Genomic DNA, 15,222 nt, shown 5'->3' on the forward strand with positions numbered 1-15,222 from the left:
GACGGACAGCATGGGTCCTGCGCGCAACGCGTACGGGACCCAGGTTTTCCGTCGCGTTGCTTCCTCGAAGCTCGCGCACCAAGGTGCGGAGCCGATTGGCCAACGGGTGCAATTTACAGGCAAAAACAGGAACGTGTGCGACCGGTCCGTGACACGGAAAGTAAACTCCGGGTTTGTCCCGATCTCTCCTCATACTTTTCAACTACTCGTAAAACGTCATGTCCTTCGACAAAGTCTCCCCCGGCAAGAACGTTCCCGACGCCTTCAACGTCGTGATCGAAATCCCGATGAACGCCGACCCGATCAAGTACGAAGTCGACAAGGAATCGGGCGCGATCTTCGTCGACCGCTTCATGACGACCGCGATGTACTACCCGGCCAACTACGGCTACGTGCCGCAGACGCTGTCGGGCGACGGCGACCCGGTCGACGTGCTGGTGATTGCGCCGTATCCGCTGCTGCCCGGCGTCGTGGTGCCGTGCCGGCCGCTCGGCATCCTGATGATGGAAGACGAAGCCGGCGTGGACGGCAAGGTCCTGGCCGTGCCCACCGACAAGGTGCTGCCGATCTACAGCCACTGGAAGTCGGTCGACGACGTGAATCCGATGCGCCTGAAGGCCATCAGCCACTTCTTCGAGCACTACAAGGACCTGGAAGCCGGCAAGTGGGTCAAGGTGCTCGGTTGGGAAGGCATCGACGCGGCCAAGAAGGAAGTTGTCGACGGCATTGCCGCCTACAAGAAGTAAAAAGTCTTTCTGCCTGAACTGCCCGATGGGCGGGACCGGGCAGCGGGCGTCAGCTCTGTGCTGCGTCGCCGGCCAGCCGCATCCACTCGCGATTGACGGAGCGCGCGTGCGAGTTCCAGTGGCGCGCGGCCTGCTGGAGTTCGCTCCATTGGCGCTGCACGGCGGCGGCATCGCCTTGCCCCGCCAGCCAGGCGATGTAGCGGGCCCGGGCCTCGACCGTGTTGTACTGGCTCAGCGCAGCCTCGAAAGCCTCGCGTGCTTCCGCCTGGCGCCCGTCGGCGGCGAGTGCACGCGCGGTGAGCACCGCAACCTCGTCCCTTCGGTAGTCGCCGCGCGTGGCGCGCAGGGCCTCGAGCGCTTGCAGCGCTTCGCGGCCCGAGGCCGCACCGCCGGCGGCGAGCAAGGCGCTCGCCAAGCCGAATTGCAGTTCCGGATCGGATGCGAGCGGACCTTTCAACGCGTCCCGGTAGTGCCCGACCGCGTCCGCAGCCTGGCCCTTGTCCAGGGCCGCCTTGGCGAGGCGAAGCTTGTTCTGGGCCGTGGGTGCGAGCTCGTAAGCCTCGGTGGCCGCGCGGTACTCGCGCTCGGGATCGAGAAAACCGATGGCGGCCGTGGCCACCTTGCCTGCGGTGCGCTGCATGCGCGAGGCGGGCAGGTACTCGACCAGAAAGTACACGACGCTGCCGAGGAGCGGAAAGCTGAACAGGATGATCAGCCAGTACATCTGCTTGCCATGGCGCATGGCATGCACCGCGAAAAACAGCGCAATGAGAATGTGCAGCCCCAGTCCGACGAATGGCATCGGTTTCTTTCTGTTGTTGGATGTTGGGCGCGTTTATAGCAGCCCCCGGATTGCGGCAAACCGGCCGCGATCCACTCCTTCTCACTCGGCCTTGAACGGGCTGCGTTCGCCCAGGTGGTCCATGTAGTTCTCGATGCCTTCGCCCTCGCGCTCGAGAAATCGCTCGACCGCGTCGGCGAACGCGGGATGCGCCAGCCAGTGGGCGCTGGTGGTCTTGACCGGCATCAGCGCGCGCGCCATCTTGTGCTCGCCCTGCGCGCCGCCCTCGAAGCGCCTGGCGCCTTGCGCAATGCACCAGGCCAGCGGCTGGTAGTAGCAGGCTTCGAAGTGCAGGCAGTCGACGCGTTCGATGGCGCCCCAGTAGCGGCCATAGGCAACCAGCGCGCCGTCGTCATGCGTGGACAGCGCGATCAGGCTCGTGGCAATGGGCTTGCCCTCGCGCTCGGCGACGAAAAGCAGCCAGGCTTCGGGCATGGTGTCGGCCATGCGCTGGAAGAAGTCGTGCGAAAGATAGGGCGGATTGCCGTGTTCGCGATAGGTGCGTGCGTAGCAGCGGTAGAAAAAATCCCAATCCGATGGCGCGATATCGGTGCCGCGCGACCAGCGAAAGGTGACGCCGGCATCGGCCACCTTGCGGCGCTCCTGGCGAATCTTCTTGCGCTTGTCGTGGGAAAGGCTGGCAAGGAAGGATTCGAAGTCCGAATAAGGCTCGGCACCCTCAAGCCCGGCCGGGGCTGCATTCGTCCAGTGAAACTGCACTGTGTTGCGCAGCATGAGGCCCGCTTCGGTGCAGGCGGCAATGTCGGCATCGGCGCCGAACAGCAAATGCAATGACGAAAGTTCTTGCGTCTTGCACCACGCTACCAATGCCTGCACCAGCAGCGTGCGGCTGTGCGCATCGCGGGCCAGCAGACGTGCGCCCGGCACCGGCGTGAACGGCACCGCCACCACCGCCTTCGGATAGTAGGCGAGCCCGTGCTGCTCGTAGGCATTGGCCCACGCCCAGTCGAAGACGTATTCGCCATAGGAGTGGGTCTTGATGTAGACCGGGCAGGCGGCCCGCAACTCGTCGCCGCGCCACAGCGTGAGGAACTGCGGCGTCCACCCGCTCTCGGGCGAGGCGCTGCCGCTGTCGTGCAGCGCCGAAAGGTACTCGTAGCGCATGAAAGGCGACGGCTCGGCCTCGGCGGAGAGCAGCGCGTTCCATGCTTTCGGGCTCAGGTCCGACAGCGACGCCAGCACCCGAATGACATAATCGTTCAAGCCTTTTTCTTCCTTTTGTATGACGCTCAAGCTCGCCATCGCGCAACTCAATTTTGTGGTGGGCGACCTCGCCGGCAACGCGAAAAAAATCGTCGATGCCGCGCATGAAGCCTATGCAAAGGGTGCGCGTCTTCTCTTGACGCCCGAACTCTCGATTGCCGGCTATGCGGCGGAGGATCTTTTCCTGCGTCCCGCGTTTACCGAAGCCTGCGATGATGCCGTGAAAGGCATTGCCGCCGCGCTGGCCGGTCTCAAAGACATGGTCGTGGTGGTGGGGCATCCGACGGGCGGGAGCCTGCGCAGCCGCTCGGTGGCGGTGCAGATGCGCTACAACGCCGCGAGCGTGATCAAGGAAGGCCGCATCCTCGAAACTTACGCCAAGCGCGAACTGCCGAACTACCAGGTGTTCGACGAGCGCCGCTACTTCACGCCGGGGCAGGGCACCTGCGTGTTCGAAGCCGGCGGTGTCTCGGTGGGTGTGCTGATCTGCGAAGACACCTGGTTCGACGAGCCGGCCGAACTGGCCCGCGCGGCCGGCGCCGAGGTGCTGGCCGTCATCAACGCCTCGCCGTACCACGTCGGCAAGGAAGGCGAGCGCGTGGCGCGCATGGCCGACCGCGCGCTCGCCGTGGGCCTGCCGCTGGTCTACGCGCATCTGGTCGGCGGACAGGACGAAGTGGTCTTCGACGGTGCGTCCTTCGCACTGCAGCCCGACGGCGCCCTGGCCATGCAGGCCGAGAGTTTCAAGGAGAGCCTGGTTTTCATGCAACTGGAGCGGCCGCCGCAGGGCGGCACAGGTATCGGCTTCGTCGCCGCAACGCAATCCATTGCACCGCCGCGCGACGCCGAAGCCCAGTTGTGGGACGCACTGGTATTGGGCGTGCGGGACTACATCGGAAAGAACGGTTTTCCGGGAGCCATCCTGGGGCTCTCGGGCGGCATCGACTCTGCCTTGGTGCTGGCGATTGCGGTCGACGCACTCGGCAAGGACAAGGTGCGCGCGGTCATGATGCCTTCGCCTTACACCGCTGACATCAGCTGGATCGACGCGCGCGAGATGGCCACTCGCCTGGGTGTGCGCTATGACGAAATCTCGATCAAGCACACCTTCGAATCGTTCAAGGGTGCGCTGGCCGAGGAGTTCAAAGGGCTGCCCGAGGACACGGCAGAAGAGAACATCCAGGCCCGCATCCGCGGCACGCTCCTGATGGCGCTGTCGAACAAGTTCGGCTCGATCGTGCTCACCACAGGCAACAAGAGCGAAATGGCCACGGGGTACTGCACGCTGTATGGCGACATGGCGGGCGGGTTCGCGGTCATCAAGGACCTGCTGAAGACCACCGTGTTTGCGCTGGCCCGCTGGCGCAATGCCCACGACCCGTATGGAACGGGCGCCTCGCCGATTCCCGACCGGATCATCACGCGCCCACCGAGCGCCGAATTGCGGCCCGACCAGACCGACCAGGACAGCCTGCCGCCTTACGACATCCTCGACGGCATCCTGGCACGCTACATGCAGGACGACGAGGGCATCGACGAGATCATCGCGGCGGGGTACGAACGCGCGGTGGTCGAGCGGGTTGCACGGCTCATCAAGATCAATGAATACAAACGGCGCCAGGCGCCGGTGGGCATTCGGGTCACCCATCGCAGCTTCGGCAAAGATTGGCGTTACCCTATCACCAGCAAATTCAACGAAACCGCCGGAGCGCAAAAACCATGAAGCAGATCACCGCCATCGTCAAACCCTTCAAGCTCGAGGACGTGCGCGAGGCCTTGGCCGAAGTGGGTGTTACCGGCCTGACCGTGACCGAAGTCAAGGGTTTCGGCCGCCAGAAAGGGCACACGGAGCTCTATCGTGGTGCCGAATACGTCGTCGACTTCCTGCCGAAGATGAAGGTCGAAGTGGTCGTCAACGAAGGCGATGTGGAGCGCTGCATCGAGGCCATCGTCAGTTCGGCGCGTACCGGCAAGATCGGCGACGGAAAGATCTTCGTCACGGAAGTCGAGCGCATCGTGCGCATCCGCACCGGCGAAGAGAACGAAAACGCCGTCTAAACGGCGCACTCCCGGCCTGGCCGAGCCTAGAGGTTTTCAGCCAGGCGGTCGCCGCGGGGGTGCAGGGGCACTTCGGCACGCAATGCCGTGAGCAACTCGGTGGGATTGGAGCCCGTACGGATGAGTTCCATCTGCCATTCGCCCATGAAACCCTCCCGCACGCTGTGCGCCAGAAAGCCCAGCAGGCCGTCGTAGTAGCCGGCCGTGTTCAGAATGCCGGTCGGTTTGTCGTGGTAGCCGAGCTGGCGCCAGGTCCAGATCTCGAACAGTTCCTCGAAGGTGCCGATGCCGCCCGGAAGGGCGATGAAGGCGTCGGCGCGCTCGCCCATCATGGCCTTGCGCTCGTGCATGGTGTCGACCACGTGGAGTTCGTCGCAAAGCGGATTGGCCAGTTCCCGGTCGACCAATGCCTTGGGGATGATGCCGACGACCCGGCCGCCGGCGTTGCGGGTGGCCTCGGCCACGGTGCCCATCAGCCCGGTGCGTCCGCCGCCGTAGACCAGCTGGCCGCGATGTTCGCCGATCCACTGCCCGACGGCTTGCGCGGCCTTGGAAAACTCAACCCGCTCGCCGGGGCGCGAGCCGCAATACACACAGATCGAAAATTCAGGATTCATGCCGCCATCATGCCTCGTGCGGCGGGCGTCTTCATGACGCGAAGCGCTGCCACAACGCCGCCAGCCAGATGCCGCCGCACAGGGCGAGTGACAGCAGCACGGCGGCGCTGCCCATGTCCTTGGCGCGCTTGGAAAGATCGTGCCATTCGGGGCCGATGCGGTCGATGGCGGCTTCGACCGCGGTGTTGAGCAGTTCGACGATCATCACCAGAACGGCGCTGCCGGCGAGCAGCGCCACTTCGACCCAGCTGCGGCCAAGCCAGAACGCGGCTGGGATCATGACGATGGCCATGACAGCTTCCTGGCGGAAGGCGGGCTCGCTCCAGCCCGCGCGTAGGCCGTGCAGGGAAATGAGGGTGGCATGCCACACGCGCTCGAAGCCCTTGCGGGCCTTTTGCGGGTTCACGGCGGGATCGGGAAGCTTGGGCAAGGCACTCATCGGCGGCTCATTGGCTTGGAAGTGATGAGCCGCGTACCGGCCCAGGCGTCGTGCCAGAACTGGCGCTCGGGGTGGAAGCGCGCCAGCAAGACCCAGACGGCGACCCATCCGAAGATCAGCACCGTCGATTCTCCGCCCGACAGCTTGAAAGGAGCAATGGCGGCCAAAGGCGGCAGAAACCAGACCCAGCTCAGCAGGTAGCGTACGAGGGCGCGGCGTTGGCTGATGGGTCGGCCGTGCAGGTCGACGATGCGGATGTTCCAGGTTTTCATGGCCAGCGTCTGTCCTCGGGCCCAGAACCACACGAAATAGACGCCGAACACCACGAACAAGAACGCCTGGAGCAGGTGGCGGCGGGAATCCATGGCGTCCCGCATCTGGCCGAGCGTGCTGAACAGCCAGCCCGCAACGAACACCACGGCAAACAGCAGCATGCCTTCATAGAGCCAACAGGCCATTCGCCGCCACAGGCCGGGGACTATTGAAAGAGGAGCGCTGGTCGAAGAGTCTGCGGGGGAGGAAGGGGAATTCGATTCCGAAACTTCGGGGGACGGTGAAGCCATCGAAATCTTGTTCAGGGGGGCGTGGGCGAAGGCGTCGGCACCTGCGCTTCGGGCGGAACCGTGGGAGAAGACCCACCGGAAGCGGGCGAAGGGCCGGACACGCTGCCCGGAATCCGTTCGGGGGGCGACGCCACCATGATGGCCGCGGGTGCCGCGGCCGGTGCTGCCGCCGAGGCAGGCGGCGCGAGAAGAATGCGCGGCGTGTGTTGCCCGGCCGGAGTCACGGCCGGAACCGTGACCAGTTTTTGAGCGGGAACCGGGCGCACCGGAACGGCGGCGCCGCGCGGTTTAGCGGGGGCGCGCTCCGCAAGCCGGCGTTTTTCTTCTTCGCTCAGTGCCTGGTACTGCTCCCATTTGGCCTTGCGCTCATCCGCAGGCACGCGCTTCACTTCGGCGAAGTTGAGGCGCGCCTGGGCCCGCTGCTGGTTGCTCAGCGCGGCCCATTCGATCATGCGGCTGTGCAGGGTGGTCTGGTCATCGGCCGACATGTTCGCGTAATTGCGCGACAGTGCGAGCCATTTGCGCTTGTGCCCTGTGTTCAGCGTGTGCCAATGTGCCGCGAGCGGCTGCAGCGCCTGTTGCTGCTCGGCGGTGAGCTCGCTCCAGTACGGCTTGGTGGCCGACACCGCCTTCGAGGCGGAAGAGGAAGAGGGCGAGACGGAGGCCGGTGCAGCTTGCGCGGTATCGGCAGCAGACCTGAGCGGCTCGGAGCGCGATTGAGCGTGGGCTCCCGCCTGCGTCAGTCCGAAAACCGCCGCGGCGAGTGCACCCGCCCAAATGAGTGCGCCCGACGTTTGCGGGCGCATCGGGCGGGGCGTGGCGGTGCTGGAAACGGAAAGGGGTCGCATTCGTTCGTTCGGCGAGACTCAGTCGGACGCGCCGTCCGATTTGAGAAACTGGGCGAACCCGGGGTCGGTGTAGGCCGCTGGAGGCAGGTCGCCGGTCAGCAGGGCGGAATCGACCTCCGCAAGTTCGCTCGCGCGGTCTTCGTCCTGCATGACGCTGATGGTGATCAGGCCGGCAACCAGCGCGATCAGAGGCACCACCGAACCGATGCGGGTCCACCAGCCGCCACCCATCGCGGCCACGTTGCCGGACTGCATGACGGCCGATGCCGTACGCAACTGGGGGGCCTGCTTGCGCATCGCAACAGCTTGCGCCCGCGCCACGCGCAGCCGCTCGCCGATGTCATGCGGCAGCTCCTGGTTGCCGGCGGACAGCCGCGCAGCCACACGCTGGCCGAATTGATCTTCGGCAGCGAAAGAAGAGGTTGGAACCTTAGTGCTCATAGCGAAATTCCCTTGGCCTTTAGCGCCTTGCTCAAGGCGTGCACGGCTCGCGAACAATGGGTTTTGACGCTGCCTTCGGAGCAGCCCATTGCAGCGGCCGTCTCCGCCACATCCATTTCTTCCCAGTAACGCATCAGGAAAGCCTCGCGTTGACGGCCCGGCAAAGCTGCGATCTGTTCTTCGATCTCGTGGAACACCTGGGCGCGGCGGGTCGTGTCTTCGGCGCTCTCCGTTTCTCTGGAGTCGGTTGGAGAGACGAAGTTCTCCAGAAGATCGAAATCTCCGTCGTCGCCGGCGGCTTCGAAGTCGCCCAGGTTCGAAAACAGGGCGCGTCGGGTTTTCTGCCGGCGGAACCAGTCGAGGGTGCAATTCGACAGAATGCGTTGGAACAGCATCGGCAGTTCAGCCGTCGGCTTGTCGCCGTAATGCTGAGCCAGCTTCATCATGCTGTCCTGCACGATGTCGAGTGCCGCTTCCTCGTCCCGCACGTGGTAGACCGAGCGTTTGAAAGCGCGTCGTTCGACGCTCTTCAGAAAGTCGGAAAGTTCTTGTTCAGTGGCCAAGCGAGAGGGGGCGCCGCAGGCACCGCATGGGGAACGGATGTCTGTGAAGCGCTGATGTTTTTCGTTGGGGATTATGCCTCCCTGGCTTTTGGGCACGGTTTTTACGGGGCAGCCGCCCCATCGGTGTCATAATCCGAGTTGCAAGTCAAAAGGCAAACGGGTCAAGGTCCGGCGGAAAATCAGTCCGCTCATGGCTATGGCCTCAAGTCCTGGCGCGGCCCCACAAGGGCTGGCAAGGGGCACCCAAGGTTTTTCGTTCCCGAAAAAACTCCAAAGGTTGATCATGGAAATCTCGAAGGCGGAACTCGCTTCCGCGGCAGCCGCGTCCTCAGGCGCCGGCAATCAAACGCAAGAACTCATGGGCGCTGAAGTGCTGGTCAAGGCACTGCAGGCCGAAGGCGTCCAGTACATCTGGGGTTACCCAGGCGGCGCGGTTCTGTACATCTACGACGCGTTCTACAAGCAAGACACCATCCAGCACGTGCTGGTACGCCACGAGCAGGCCGCCGTCCACGCGGCCGATGGCTATGCGCGCGCCACGGGCGAAGTTGGCGTGGCGCTGGTGACGTCGGGCCCGGGCCTGACGAATGCGGTGACCGGTATTGCCACGGCGTACATGGACTCGATCCCGATGGTGATCATCTCGGGCCAGGTACCCACCGCCGCGATCGGCCTCGACGCCTTCCAGGAATGCGACACCGTCGGCATCACGCGCCCGATCGTGAAGCACAACTTCCTCGTCAAGGATCCCAAGGATCTGGCGATGACGATCAAAAAGGCCTTCCACATCGCACGCAGCGGCCGTCCGGGTCCGGTGGTGGTGGACGTGCCCAAGGACGTCTCTTTCAAGAAGACCCCGTACGCCGGCTATCCCGACAAGGTCGAGATGCGCTCGTACAACCCGGTGCGCAAGGGCCACGGCGGGCAGATCCGCAAGGCGCTGCAGCTGCTGCTGACCGCCAGGCGCCCGTACATCTATACGGGCGGCGGCGTGCTGCTGGGCAACGCCACCAATGAACTGCGCACGCTGGTCGACATGCTCGGCTACCCGGTCACCAACACGCTGATGGGCCTGGGCGCCTATCCGGCGAGCGACCGCAAGTTCCTGGGCATGCTGGGCATGCACGGCACCATCGAAGCCAACAACGCCATGCAGAACTGCGACGTGCTGCTGGCCGTGGGCGCGCGCTTCGACGACCGCGTGATCGGCAACCCGAAGCACTTCGCGCAGAACGAACGCAAGATCATCCATATCGACATCGACCCGTCGAGCATCTCCAAGCGCGTGAAGGTCGACATTCCGATCGTCGGCGACGTGAAGGACGTGCTCACCGAACTGATCTCGATGATCCGCGAAAGCAGCACCAAGCCAGACGCCGGCGCACTCTCCGACTGGTGGAAGACCATCGAGGCCTGGCGCTCGCGCGACTGCCTCAAGTACGACCGCGACAACAAGGACGTCATCAAGCCGCAGTACGTGGTTGAAACCCTCTGGAACATGACCAAGGACGCCGACACGTACATCACGTCGGACGTCGGCCAGCACCAGATGTGGGCCGCCCAGTACTACCGCTTCGACGAGCCGCGCCGCTGGATCAATTCGGGCGGCCTGGGCACCATGGGCGTGGGCATTCCGTACGCCATGGGCATCAAGCTCGCCAAGCCCGATTCGGAAGTGTTCTGCATCACGGGCGAAGGCTCTGTGCAGATGTGCATCCAGGAGCTCTCCACCTGCCTGCAGTACAACACGCCGATCAAGATCTGCTCGCTCAACAACCGCTACCTCGGCATGGTGCGCCAGTGGCAGGAGATCGAATACTCCGGCCGCTACAGCCACAGCTACATGGATGCGCTCCCCAATTTCGTGAAGCTCGCCGAGGCCTACGGCCACGTCGGCATGCTGATCGAGCGTCCACAAGACGTGGAGCCCGCGCTGCGCGAAGCACGCAAGCTCAAGGACCGCACAGTGTTCATGGATTTCCGCACCGATCCGACCGAGAACGTGTTCCCGATGGTCAAGGCCGGCATGGGCATTACCGAAATGCTGCTGGGTTCCGAAGATCTCTAGCCAGAGCGAAGCCAAAAGTTCCCGTGTCCGAAGGACCGGGTTATCGTCCAATTCTTTGACGAATCTATTGCCCGCCAAGCCCGCGCATTACCGTGCACGGGGGAGGGCGGCGAAAAGAGGAGTCGCGCAAACATGAAACACATCATTGCAGTGCTGCTGGAAAACGAGCCGGGTGCTCTTTCCCGCGTGGTGGGCCTCTTCTCGGCCCGCGGCTACAACATCGAATCGCTGACGGTCGCGCCGACCGAAGACGCGAGCCTCTCGCGCATGACCATCGTCACCGCCGGCTCCGACGAGGTGATCGAGCAGATCACCAAGCACCTGAATCGCCTGATCGAAGTGGTCAAGGTCGTCGACCTGACCGAAGGCGCCTATACCGAGCGCGAACTCATGATGGTGAAGGTGCGCGCCGTGGGCAAGGAGCGCGAGGAAATGATGCGCATGGCCGAGATTTTTCGCGGCCGCATCATCGACGTCACGGACAAGAGCTACACCATCGAACTCACCGGCGACCACGGCAAGAACGACGCTTTCCTGGAAGCGATCGACCGCAGCGCCATCCTCGAAACCGTTCGCACGGGTGCCAGCGGCATCGGCCGCGGCGAGCGCATCCTGCGCGTATAGGAGGTGAAAACGCCCTCCGTATCCATCCAATCAACACGAGGCGTGGTCGTGCAAGACTTGCAGCTGTTCTGCATCCGCGACAACCTCGTGCCCATCGACCAGCAAGAATGAAGGCTCGGAATCCCTCCGGCCTGTGACGTTAATCGTGCCCTGCGACGGGGCACTCGAGACTTTTTAGGAGAGACGCAAATGAAGGTTTACTACGACAAGGACGCTGACCTCAGCCTCATCAAGGGCAAGACGGTCGCAATCATCGGTTACGGGTCGCAGGGTCACGCGCACGCGCAGAACCTGAACGACAGCGGCGTCAAGGTCGTGGTCGGCCTGCGCAAGGGTGGTGCTTCGTGGGACAAGGTCGGCAAGGCCGGTCTGCAGGTCGCCGAAGTGGCCGACGCGGTGAAGGCCGCCGACGTCGTCATGATCCTGCTGCCCGACGAGCAGATCGCCAACGTCTACAAGAACGACGTGGCCCCGCACATCAAGGAAGGCGCTTCGCTGGTCTTCGCGCACGGCTTCAACGTGCACTACGGTTTCGTGCAGCCGCGCGCCGATCTCGATGTGTGGATGGTTGCCCCCAAGGCACCGGGCCACACCGTGCGCAGCACCTACACGCAAGGTGGCGGTGTGCCCCACCTCGTGGCCGTGCACCAGGACAAGACCGGCAAGGCGCGCGACCTCGCGCTGAGCTATGCCACCGCCAACGGCGGCGGCAAGGCCGGCATCATCGAGACCAACTTCCGCGAAGAAACCGAAACCGACCTGTTCGGCGAACAAGCGGTTCTGTGCGGCGGCACGGTCGAACTGATCAAGGCCGGTTTCGAAACGCTGGTGGAAGCCGGCTACGCGCCCGAAATGGCGTACTTCGAATGCCTGCACGAGCTCAAGCTGATCGTCGACCTGATCTATGAAGGCGGCATCGCCAACATGAACTACTCGATCTCGAACAACGCCGAATACGGCGAGTACGTCACGGGCCCGCGCATCGTGACCGACGAGACCAAGAAGGTCATGAAGCAAGTGCTGAAGGACATCCAGACCGGCGAATACGCCAAGAGCTTCGTGCTCGAAGCCGCTGCCGACCAGCCCACGCTGATCAGCCGCCGCCGCCTGAATGCCGAGCATCAGATCGAAGTCGTCGGTGAAAAGCTGCGCGCGATGATGCCGTGGATCAAGAAGAACAAGCTGGTCGATCAGACCCGCAACTGATCCGCAAGCGAGTGGGTGCCGCGGCGCCCATTTCCAAGGGCCACCCGCTGGGTGGCCTTTTTCATGAGGGGCCGAACCAGGCCCCTGAACTACACTGCGAACCCATGCGATTCACAGATCAAGAGGTTATCCAGCGGATAGCCGCTCGCGCAGTGTCCACGAGGGACGGAGGCAAACTCAATGCATGACGACACGGTTCCCGACGAGGTGCCGCCGCGCAAGCGCCGTAAGGGCATCTACATCCTGCCGAACCTGTTCACGCTTGCCGCGCTGTTCGGCGGCTTCTATTCGGTCGTGATGGCCATGAACGGGCGCTTCGATCTCGCGGCGCTCGGCGTGTTCGCCGCCATGATTCTCGACAGCCTCGACGGCCGAGTGGCCCGCATGACCAACACGCAGAGCGCGTTCGGCGAGCAGATGGATTCGCTGTCCGACATGGTGTCTTTCGGCGCTGCGCCCGCGCTCATCGCGTACGAATGGTCGCTCAAGGGCCTGGGCCGCTGGGGCTGGATTGCCGCCTTCGTGTATTGCGCCTGTGCGGCGCTGCGGCTCGCGCGCTTCAACGTCAACACCGGTGTGGTCGACAAGCGCTGGTTCCAAGGCCTTCCGTCGCCGGCTGCGGCCGCGCTGGTGGCCGGCTTCATCTGGCTCATGACCGAATGGGGCAAGCGGGGCGGCGAGGTGCTGTACCTCTCGTGGACGCAGATCACGTGGATCACCTTCGCGTTCACGCTCTATGCCGGGCTTTCGATGGTCACCAATGCGCCGTTCTACAGCTTCAAGGACGTGCAGATGAAGAAGAGCGTGCCCTTCGTGGTGATCGTGCTGATTGCGCTCGGCATCGCGGTCATCAACATTCATCCGCCCACCGTCCTGTTCGGCCTGTTCGTGGCCTACGGCCTGAGCGGCTATGTGGTCTACGCGTGGCGCAAGGCCAAGGGCCAGCAGGCGAGTGTGATCAGCACCTCGACCGAAGAGCCGGACGAGCGGGGCTTGCATAGCTGACCGCGGCTTGTGCTACATTCGAAACCCTCATGACCAAGATTTCGCTGCTGGCCCTACTAGTCCTCCCTCACGGGCGGAGACGGTAGCGCACGCGCAAATCCCTCACCACGGCCCGTTCGCACCAGCAACGGGCCGTTTGTTTTTGGGGTTGCTGGTTGATTACCAACCATCCAGAGAATCGACATGCTCAAGCAACCTCAAGCCAAATACCGCGCATTCGCCCCGATCGGCCTCAAGGACCGCACCTGGCCCGATGCCGTGCTGACCAAGGCCCCGATCTGGCTGTCGACCGACCTGCGTGATGGCAACCAGGCGCTGGTCGAGCCCATGGACATCGCGCGCAAGATGCGCATGTTCGAGACGCTCGTGGCCATCGGCTTCAAGGAAATCGAAGTCGGCTTTCCCTCCGCCTCGCAAATCGAATTCGACTTCGTGCGCAAGCTGATCGAGGAAGACCGCATTCCCGACGACGTGACGATCCAGGTGCTGACGCAGGCGCGCGACCACCTCATTGCGCGCACCTTCGAGTCGCTGCAAGGTGCGCCGCGCGCCATCGTTCACCTCTACAACGCGGTGGCTCCGGTGATGCGCCGCGTGGTGCTCGGCATGGACGAAGACCAGATCGTCGAGCTCGCCAGCAGCCATGCGCGCATGTTCAACGACTTCGCCGCGAAGCAGCCGGCCACGCAGTGGACCTTCCAGTACTCGCCCGAAATGTTCTCGGGCACCGATGTCGTGTTCTCCAAGCGCGTGGTCGACGCGGTGACCGAAGTCTGGGCGCCGACGCCCGACCACAAGTGCATCGTCAACCTGCCCACGACAGTCGAGCATTCCACGCCGAACATCTTTGCCGACATGATCGAATGGATGCACCGCAACCTTGCGCGGCGCGATTCCATCGTGCTGTGCGTGCACCCGCACAACGACCGCGGCACCGGCACCGCCGCCGGCGAGCTGGCGTTGATGGCGGGCGCCGAGCGCATCGAAGGCTGTCTCTTCGGCAACGGCGAGCGCACCGGCAACCTCGACCTCGTGAACGTCGCTCTCAACCTCTACACGCAGGGTGTTTCGCCCGAGCTCGATTTCTCGAACATCGACGAGATCCGCGCAACCGTCGAGCATTGCAACCAGATCCCCGTGCACCCGCGCCATCCGTATGTCGGCGACCTCGTCTACACCTCGTTCTCGGGCTCGCACCAGGACGCGATCAAGAAGGCCTTTGCCGCGCGCAAGGAAGGCGAGATCTGGGACATGCCGTACCTGCCCATCGATCCGAAGGACGTGGGCCGCAGCTACGAGGCCGTGATCCGCGTCAACAGCCAGTCCGGCAAGGGCGGCATGGCCTACCTGCTCGAAAGCGAATACGGCCTCGAGATGCCGCGCCGCCTGCAGATGGAGTTCATGCAAACCGTGCAGCGCGTGATGGACGTTGCCGGCAAGGAACTCACCGCCGCCGATCTCTGGGAGCTGTTCGTGCGTGAATACGGCCTCGAAGCCGCGCATTCGTTGCAGCACCGCGTCATCGAGGAAGAAGGCGAGGGCGCCAACGCCTCCGTCGTGCTGCGCGGCGACCTGCCATGGGACGGCGAAATTCGCGCCATCGAAGGCCGAGGCAACGGGCCGATCGACGCTTTCACGCAAGCGCTGAGCAAGGCCACCGGCCATACCGTGCGCGTGATGGACTACCACCAGCACGCGATCGGCGCCGGTGCCGATGCCAAGTCGGTTGCGTACCTCGAACTGCGCGTGGACGAAGCCCAGACGCTGTTCGGCGTGGGCATCGACGCGAACGTGGTCTCGGCATCGCTCAAGGCCATTGTCTCGGGCGTGCAGCGCGCGCGTGGCCGGGGCGCGCACAGCGCACAATCGGTGGTTGAACTCGCCTGAAGACATGACCCCCACGCTCTCGCACTGCGTGTCGTCGCTGCCCCCCAAGGGGGCCGCAGGCCGCCTTGGGAGCGGCCCCGCGTCGGCCTGAT

Annotated in this window: 16 protein-coding genes; 8 read left to right on the top strand and 8 right to left on the bottom strand. The window is 63.9% G+C overall.

Going from position 1 to position 15,222, the window contains the following annotated elements; genetic code table 11:
- Positions 1-218: 218 nt before the first annotated feature.
- Complete coding sequence (gene ppa, locus QFZ42_RS09945; protein WP_042576736.1) at positions 219-746, top strand: inorganic diphosphatase; 528 nt, start codon at positions 219-221, stop codon at positions 744-746.
- Positions 747-795: 49 nt separating this feature from the next.
- Here ppa and QFZ42_RS09950 read toward each other — a convergent pair whose 3' ends face one another.
- Entirely contained in the window at positions 796-1,548 is a 753-nt protein-coding gene (locus QFZ42_RS09950) for a hypothetical protein (RefSeq protein ID WP_307700796.1), read from the bottom strand.
- Positions 1,549-1,629: 81 nt separating this feature from the next.
- On the bottom strand, positions 1,630-2,811 hold the full coding sequence (locus tag QFZ42_RS09955; protein ID WP_307700797.1) for a GNAT family N-acetyltransferase: 1,182 nt from the start codon (positions 2,809-2,811) through the stop codon (positions 1,630-1,632).
- Between the two features lie 19 nt (positions 2,812-2,830).
- On the opposite strand from QFZ42_RS09955, the gene QFZ42_RS09960 reads away from it, so the two are divergent.
- Both QFZ42_RS09960 and QFZ42_RS09965 read left to right on the top strand, forming a co-directional pair.
- Entirely contained in the window at positions 2,831-4,534 is a 1,704-nt protein-coding gene (locus QFZ42_RS09960) for an NAD+ synthase (RefSeq protein ID WP_307700798.1), read from the top strand.
- Entirely contained in the window at positions 4,531-4,869 is a 339-nt protein-coding gene (locus QFZ42_RS09965) for a P-II family nitrogen regulator (protein WP_307700799.1), read from the top strand. The genes QFZ42_RS09960 and QFZ42_RS09965 overlap by 4 nt, the downstream gene beginning before the upstream one ends.
- Positions 4,870-4,895: 26 nt before the next feature.
- Here QFZ42_RS09965 and QFZ42_RS09970 read toward each other — a convergent pair whose 3' ends face one another.
- From QFZ42_RS09970 to QFZ42_RS09995, 6 genes are read right to left on the bottom strand one after another with little or no spacing between them, the layout of a single operon-like run.
- The gene (locus tag QFZ42_RS09970; RefSeq protein ID WP_307700800.1) at positions 4,896-5,486 is read right to left on the bottom strand and encodes an LOG family protein; all 591 of its coding nucleotides are present in this window, start codon (positions 5,484-5,486) and stop codon (positions 4,896-4,898) included.
- A 31-nt stretch (positions 5,487-5,517) separates the two neighbouring features.
- A complete protein-coding gene (locus QFZ42_RS09975) occupies positions 5,518-5,925 on the bottom strand; it encodes a diacylglycerol kinase (protein WP_307700801.1) in 408 nt (135 codons plus the stop codon).
- Positions 5,922-6,488 carry an RDD family protein gene (locus QFZ42_RS09980; protein WP_307700802.1) on the bottom strand — a complete coding sequence of 189 codons (567 nt, stop codon included), beginning with the start codon at positions 6,486-6,488 and terminating at the stop codon, positions 5,922-5,924. Before QFZ42_RS09980 ends, QFZ42_RS09975 begins: the two co-directional genes overlap by 4 nt.
- Positions 6,489-6,499: 11 nt before the next feature.
- The gene (locus QFZ42_RS09985; protein ID WP_307700803.1) at positions 6,500-7,294 is read right to left on the bottom strand and encodes a DUF3106 domain-containing protein; all 795 of its coding nucleotides are present in this window, start codon (positions 7,292-7,294) and stop codon (positions 6,500-6,502) included.
- A 60-nt stretch (positions 7,295-7,354) separates the two neighbouring features.
- A complete protein-coding gene (locus tag QFZ42_RS09990; protein ID WP_307700804.1) occupies positions 7,355-7,777 on the bottom strand; it encodes a DUF3619 family protein in 423 nt (140 codons plus the stop codon).
- Positions 7,774-8,340 carry an RNA polymerase sigma factor gene (locus tag QFZ42_RS09995; RefSeq protein ID WP_307700805.1) on the bottom strand — a complete coding sequence of 189 codons (567 nt, stop codon included), beginning with the start codon at positions 8,338-8,340 and terminating at the stop codon, positions 7,774-7,776. Before QFZ42_RS09995 ends, QFZ42_RS09990 begins: the two co-directional genes overlap by 4 nt.
- A 283-nt stretch (positions 8,341-8,623) precedes the next feature.
- Here QFZ42_RS09995 and QFZ42_RS10000 point away from each other — a divergent pair, with 283 nt between their 5' ends.
- The 5 genes from QFZ42_RS10000 to leuA all read left to right on the top strand — a co-directional run bounded on the left by QFZ42_RS10000 (position 8,624) and on the right by leuA (position 15,130).
- A complete protein-coding gene (locus tag QFZ42_RS10000; protein ID WP_307700806.1) occupies positions 8,624-10,408 on the top strand; it encodes an acetolactate synthase 3 catalytic subunit in 1,785 nt (594 codons plus the stop codon).
- Positions 10,409-10,540: 132 nt separating this feature from the next.
- The gene (gene ilvN, locus QFZ42_RS10005; protein ID WP_215247057.1) at positions 10,541-11,032 is read left to right on the top strand and encodes an acetolactate synthase small subunit; all 492 of its coding nucleotides are present in this window, start codon (positions 10,541-10,543) and stop codon (positions 11,030-11,032) included.
- A gap of 189 nt (positions 11,033-11,221) precedes the next feature.
- Complete coding sequence (ilvC, locus tag QFZ42_RS10010) at positions 11,222-12,238, top strand: ketol-acid reductoisomerase (protein ID WP_307700807.1); 1,017 nt, start codon at positions 11,222-11,224, stop codon at positions 12,236-12,238.
- 180 nt (positions 12,239-12,418) lie between these two features.
- The gene (pssA, locus tag QFZ42_RS10015) at positions 12,419-13,243 is read left to right on the top strand and encodes a CDP-diacylglycerol--serine O-phosphatidyltransferase (protein ID WP_307700808.1); all 825 of its coding nucleotides are present in this window, start codon (positions 12,419-12,421) and stop codon (positions 13,241-13,243) included.
- A gap of 183 nt (positions 13,244-13,426) precedes the next feature.
- Positions 13,427-15,130: a 2-isopropylmalate synthase gene (gene leuA / locus QFZ42_RS10020; protein ID WP_307700809.1), complete on the top strand. Its 1,704-nt coding sequence runs from the start codon at positions 13,427-13,429 to the stop codon at positions 15,128-15,130.
- The last annotated feature ends 92 nt before the right edge of the window (positions 15,131-15,222 follow it).

Origin of the sequence: Variovorax paradoxus (assembly GCF_030815855.1) — a bacterium.
GTDB classification, from domain to species: domain Bacteria; phylum Pseudomonadota; class Gammaproteobacteria; order Burkholderiales; family Burkholderiaceae_C; genus Variovorax; species Variovorax paradoxus_M.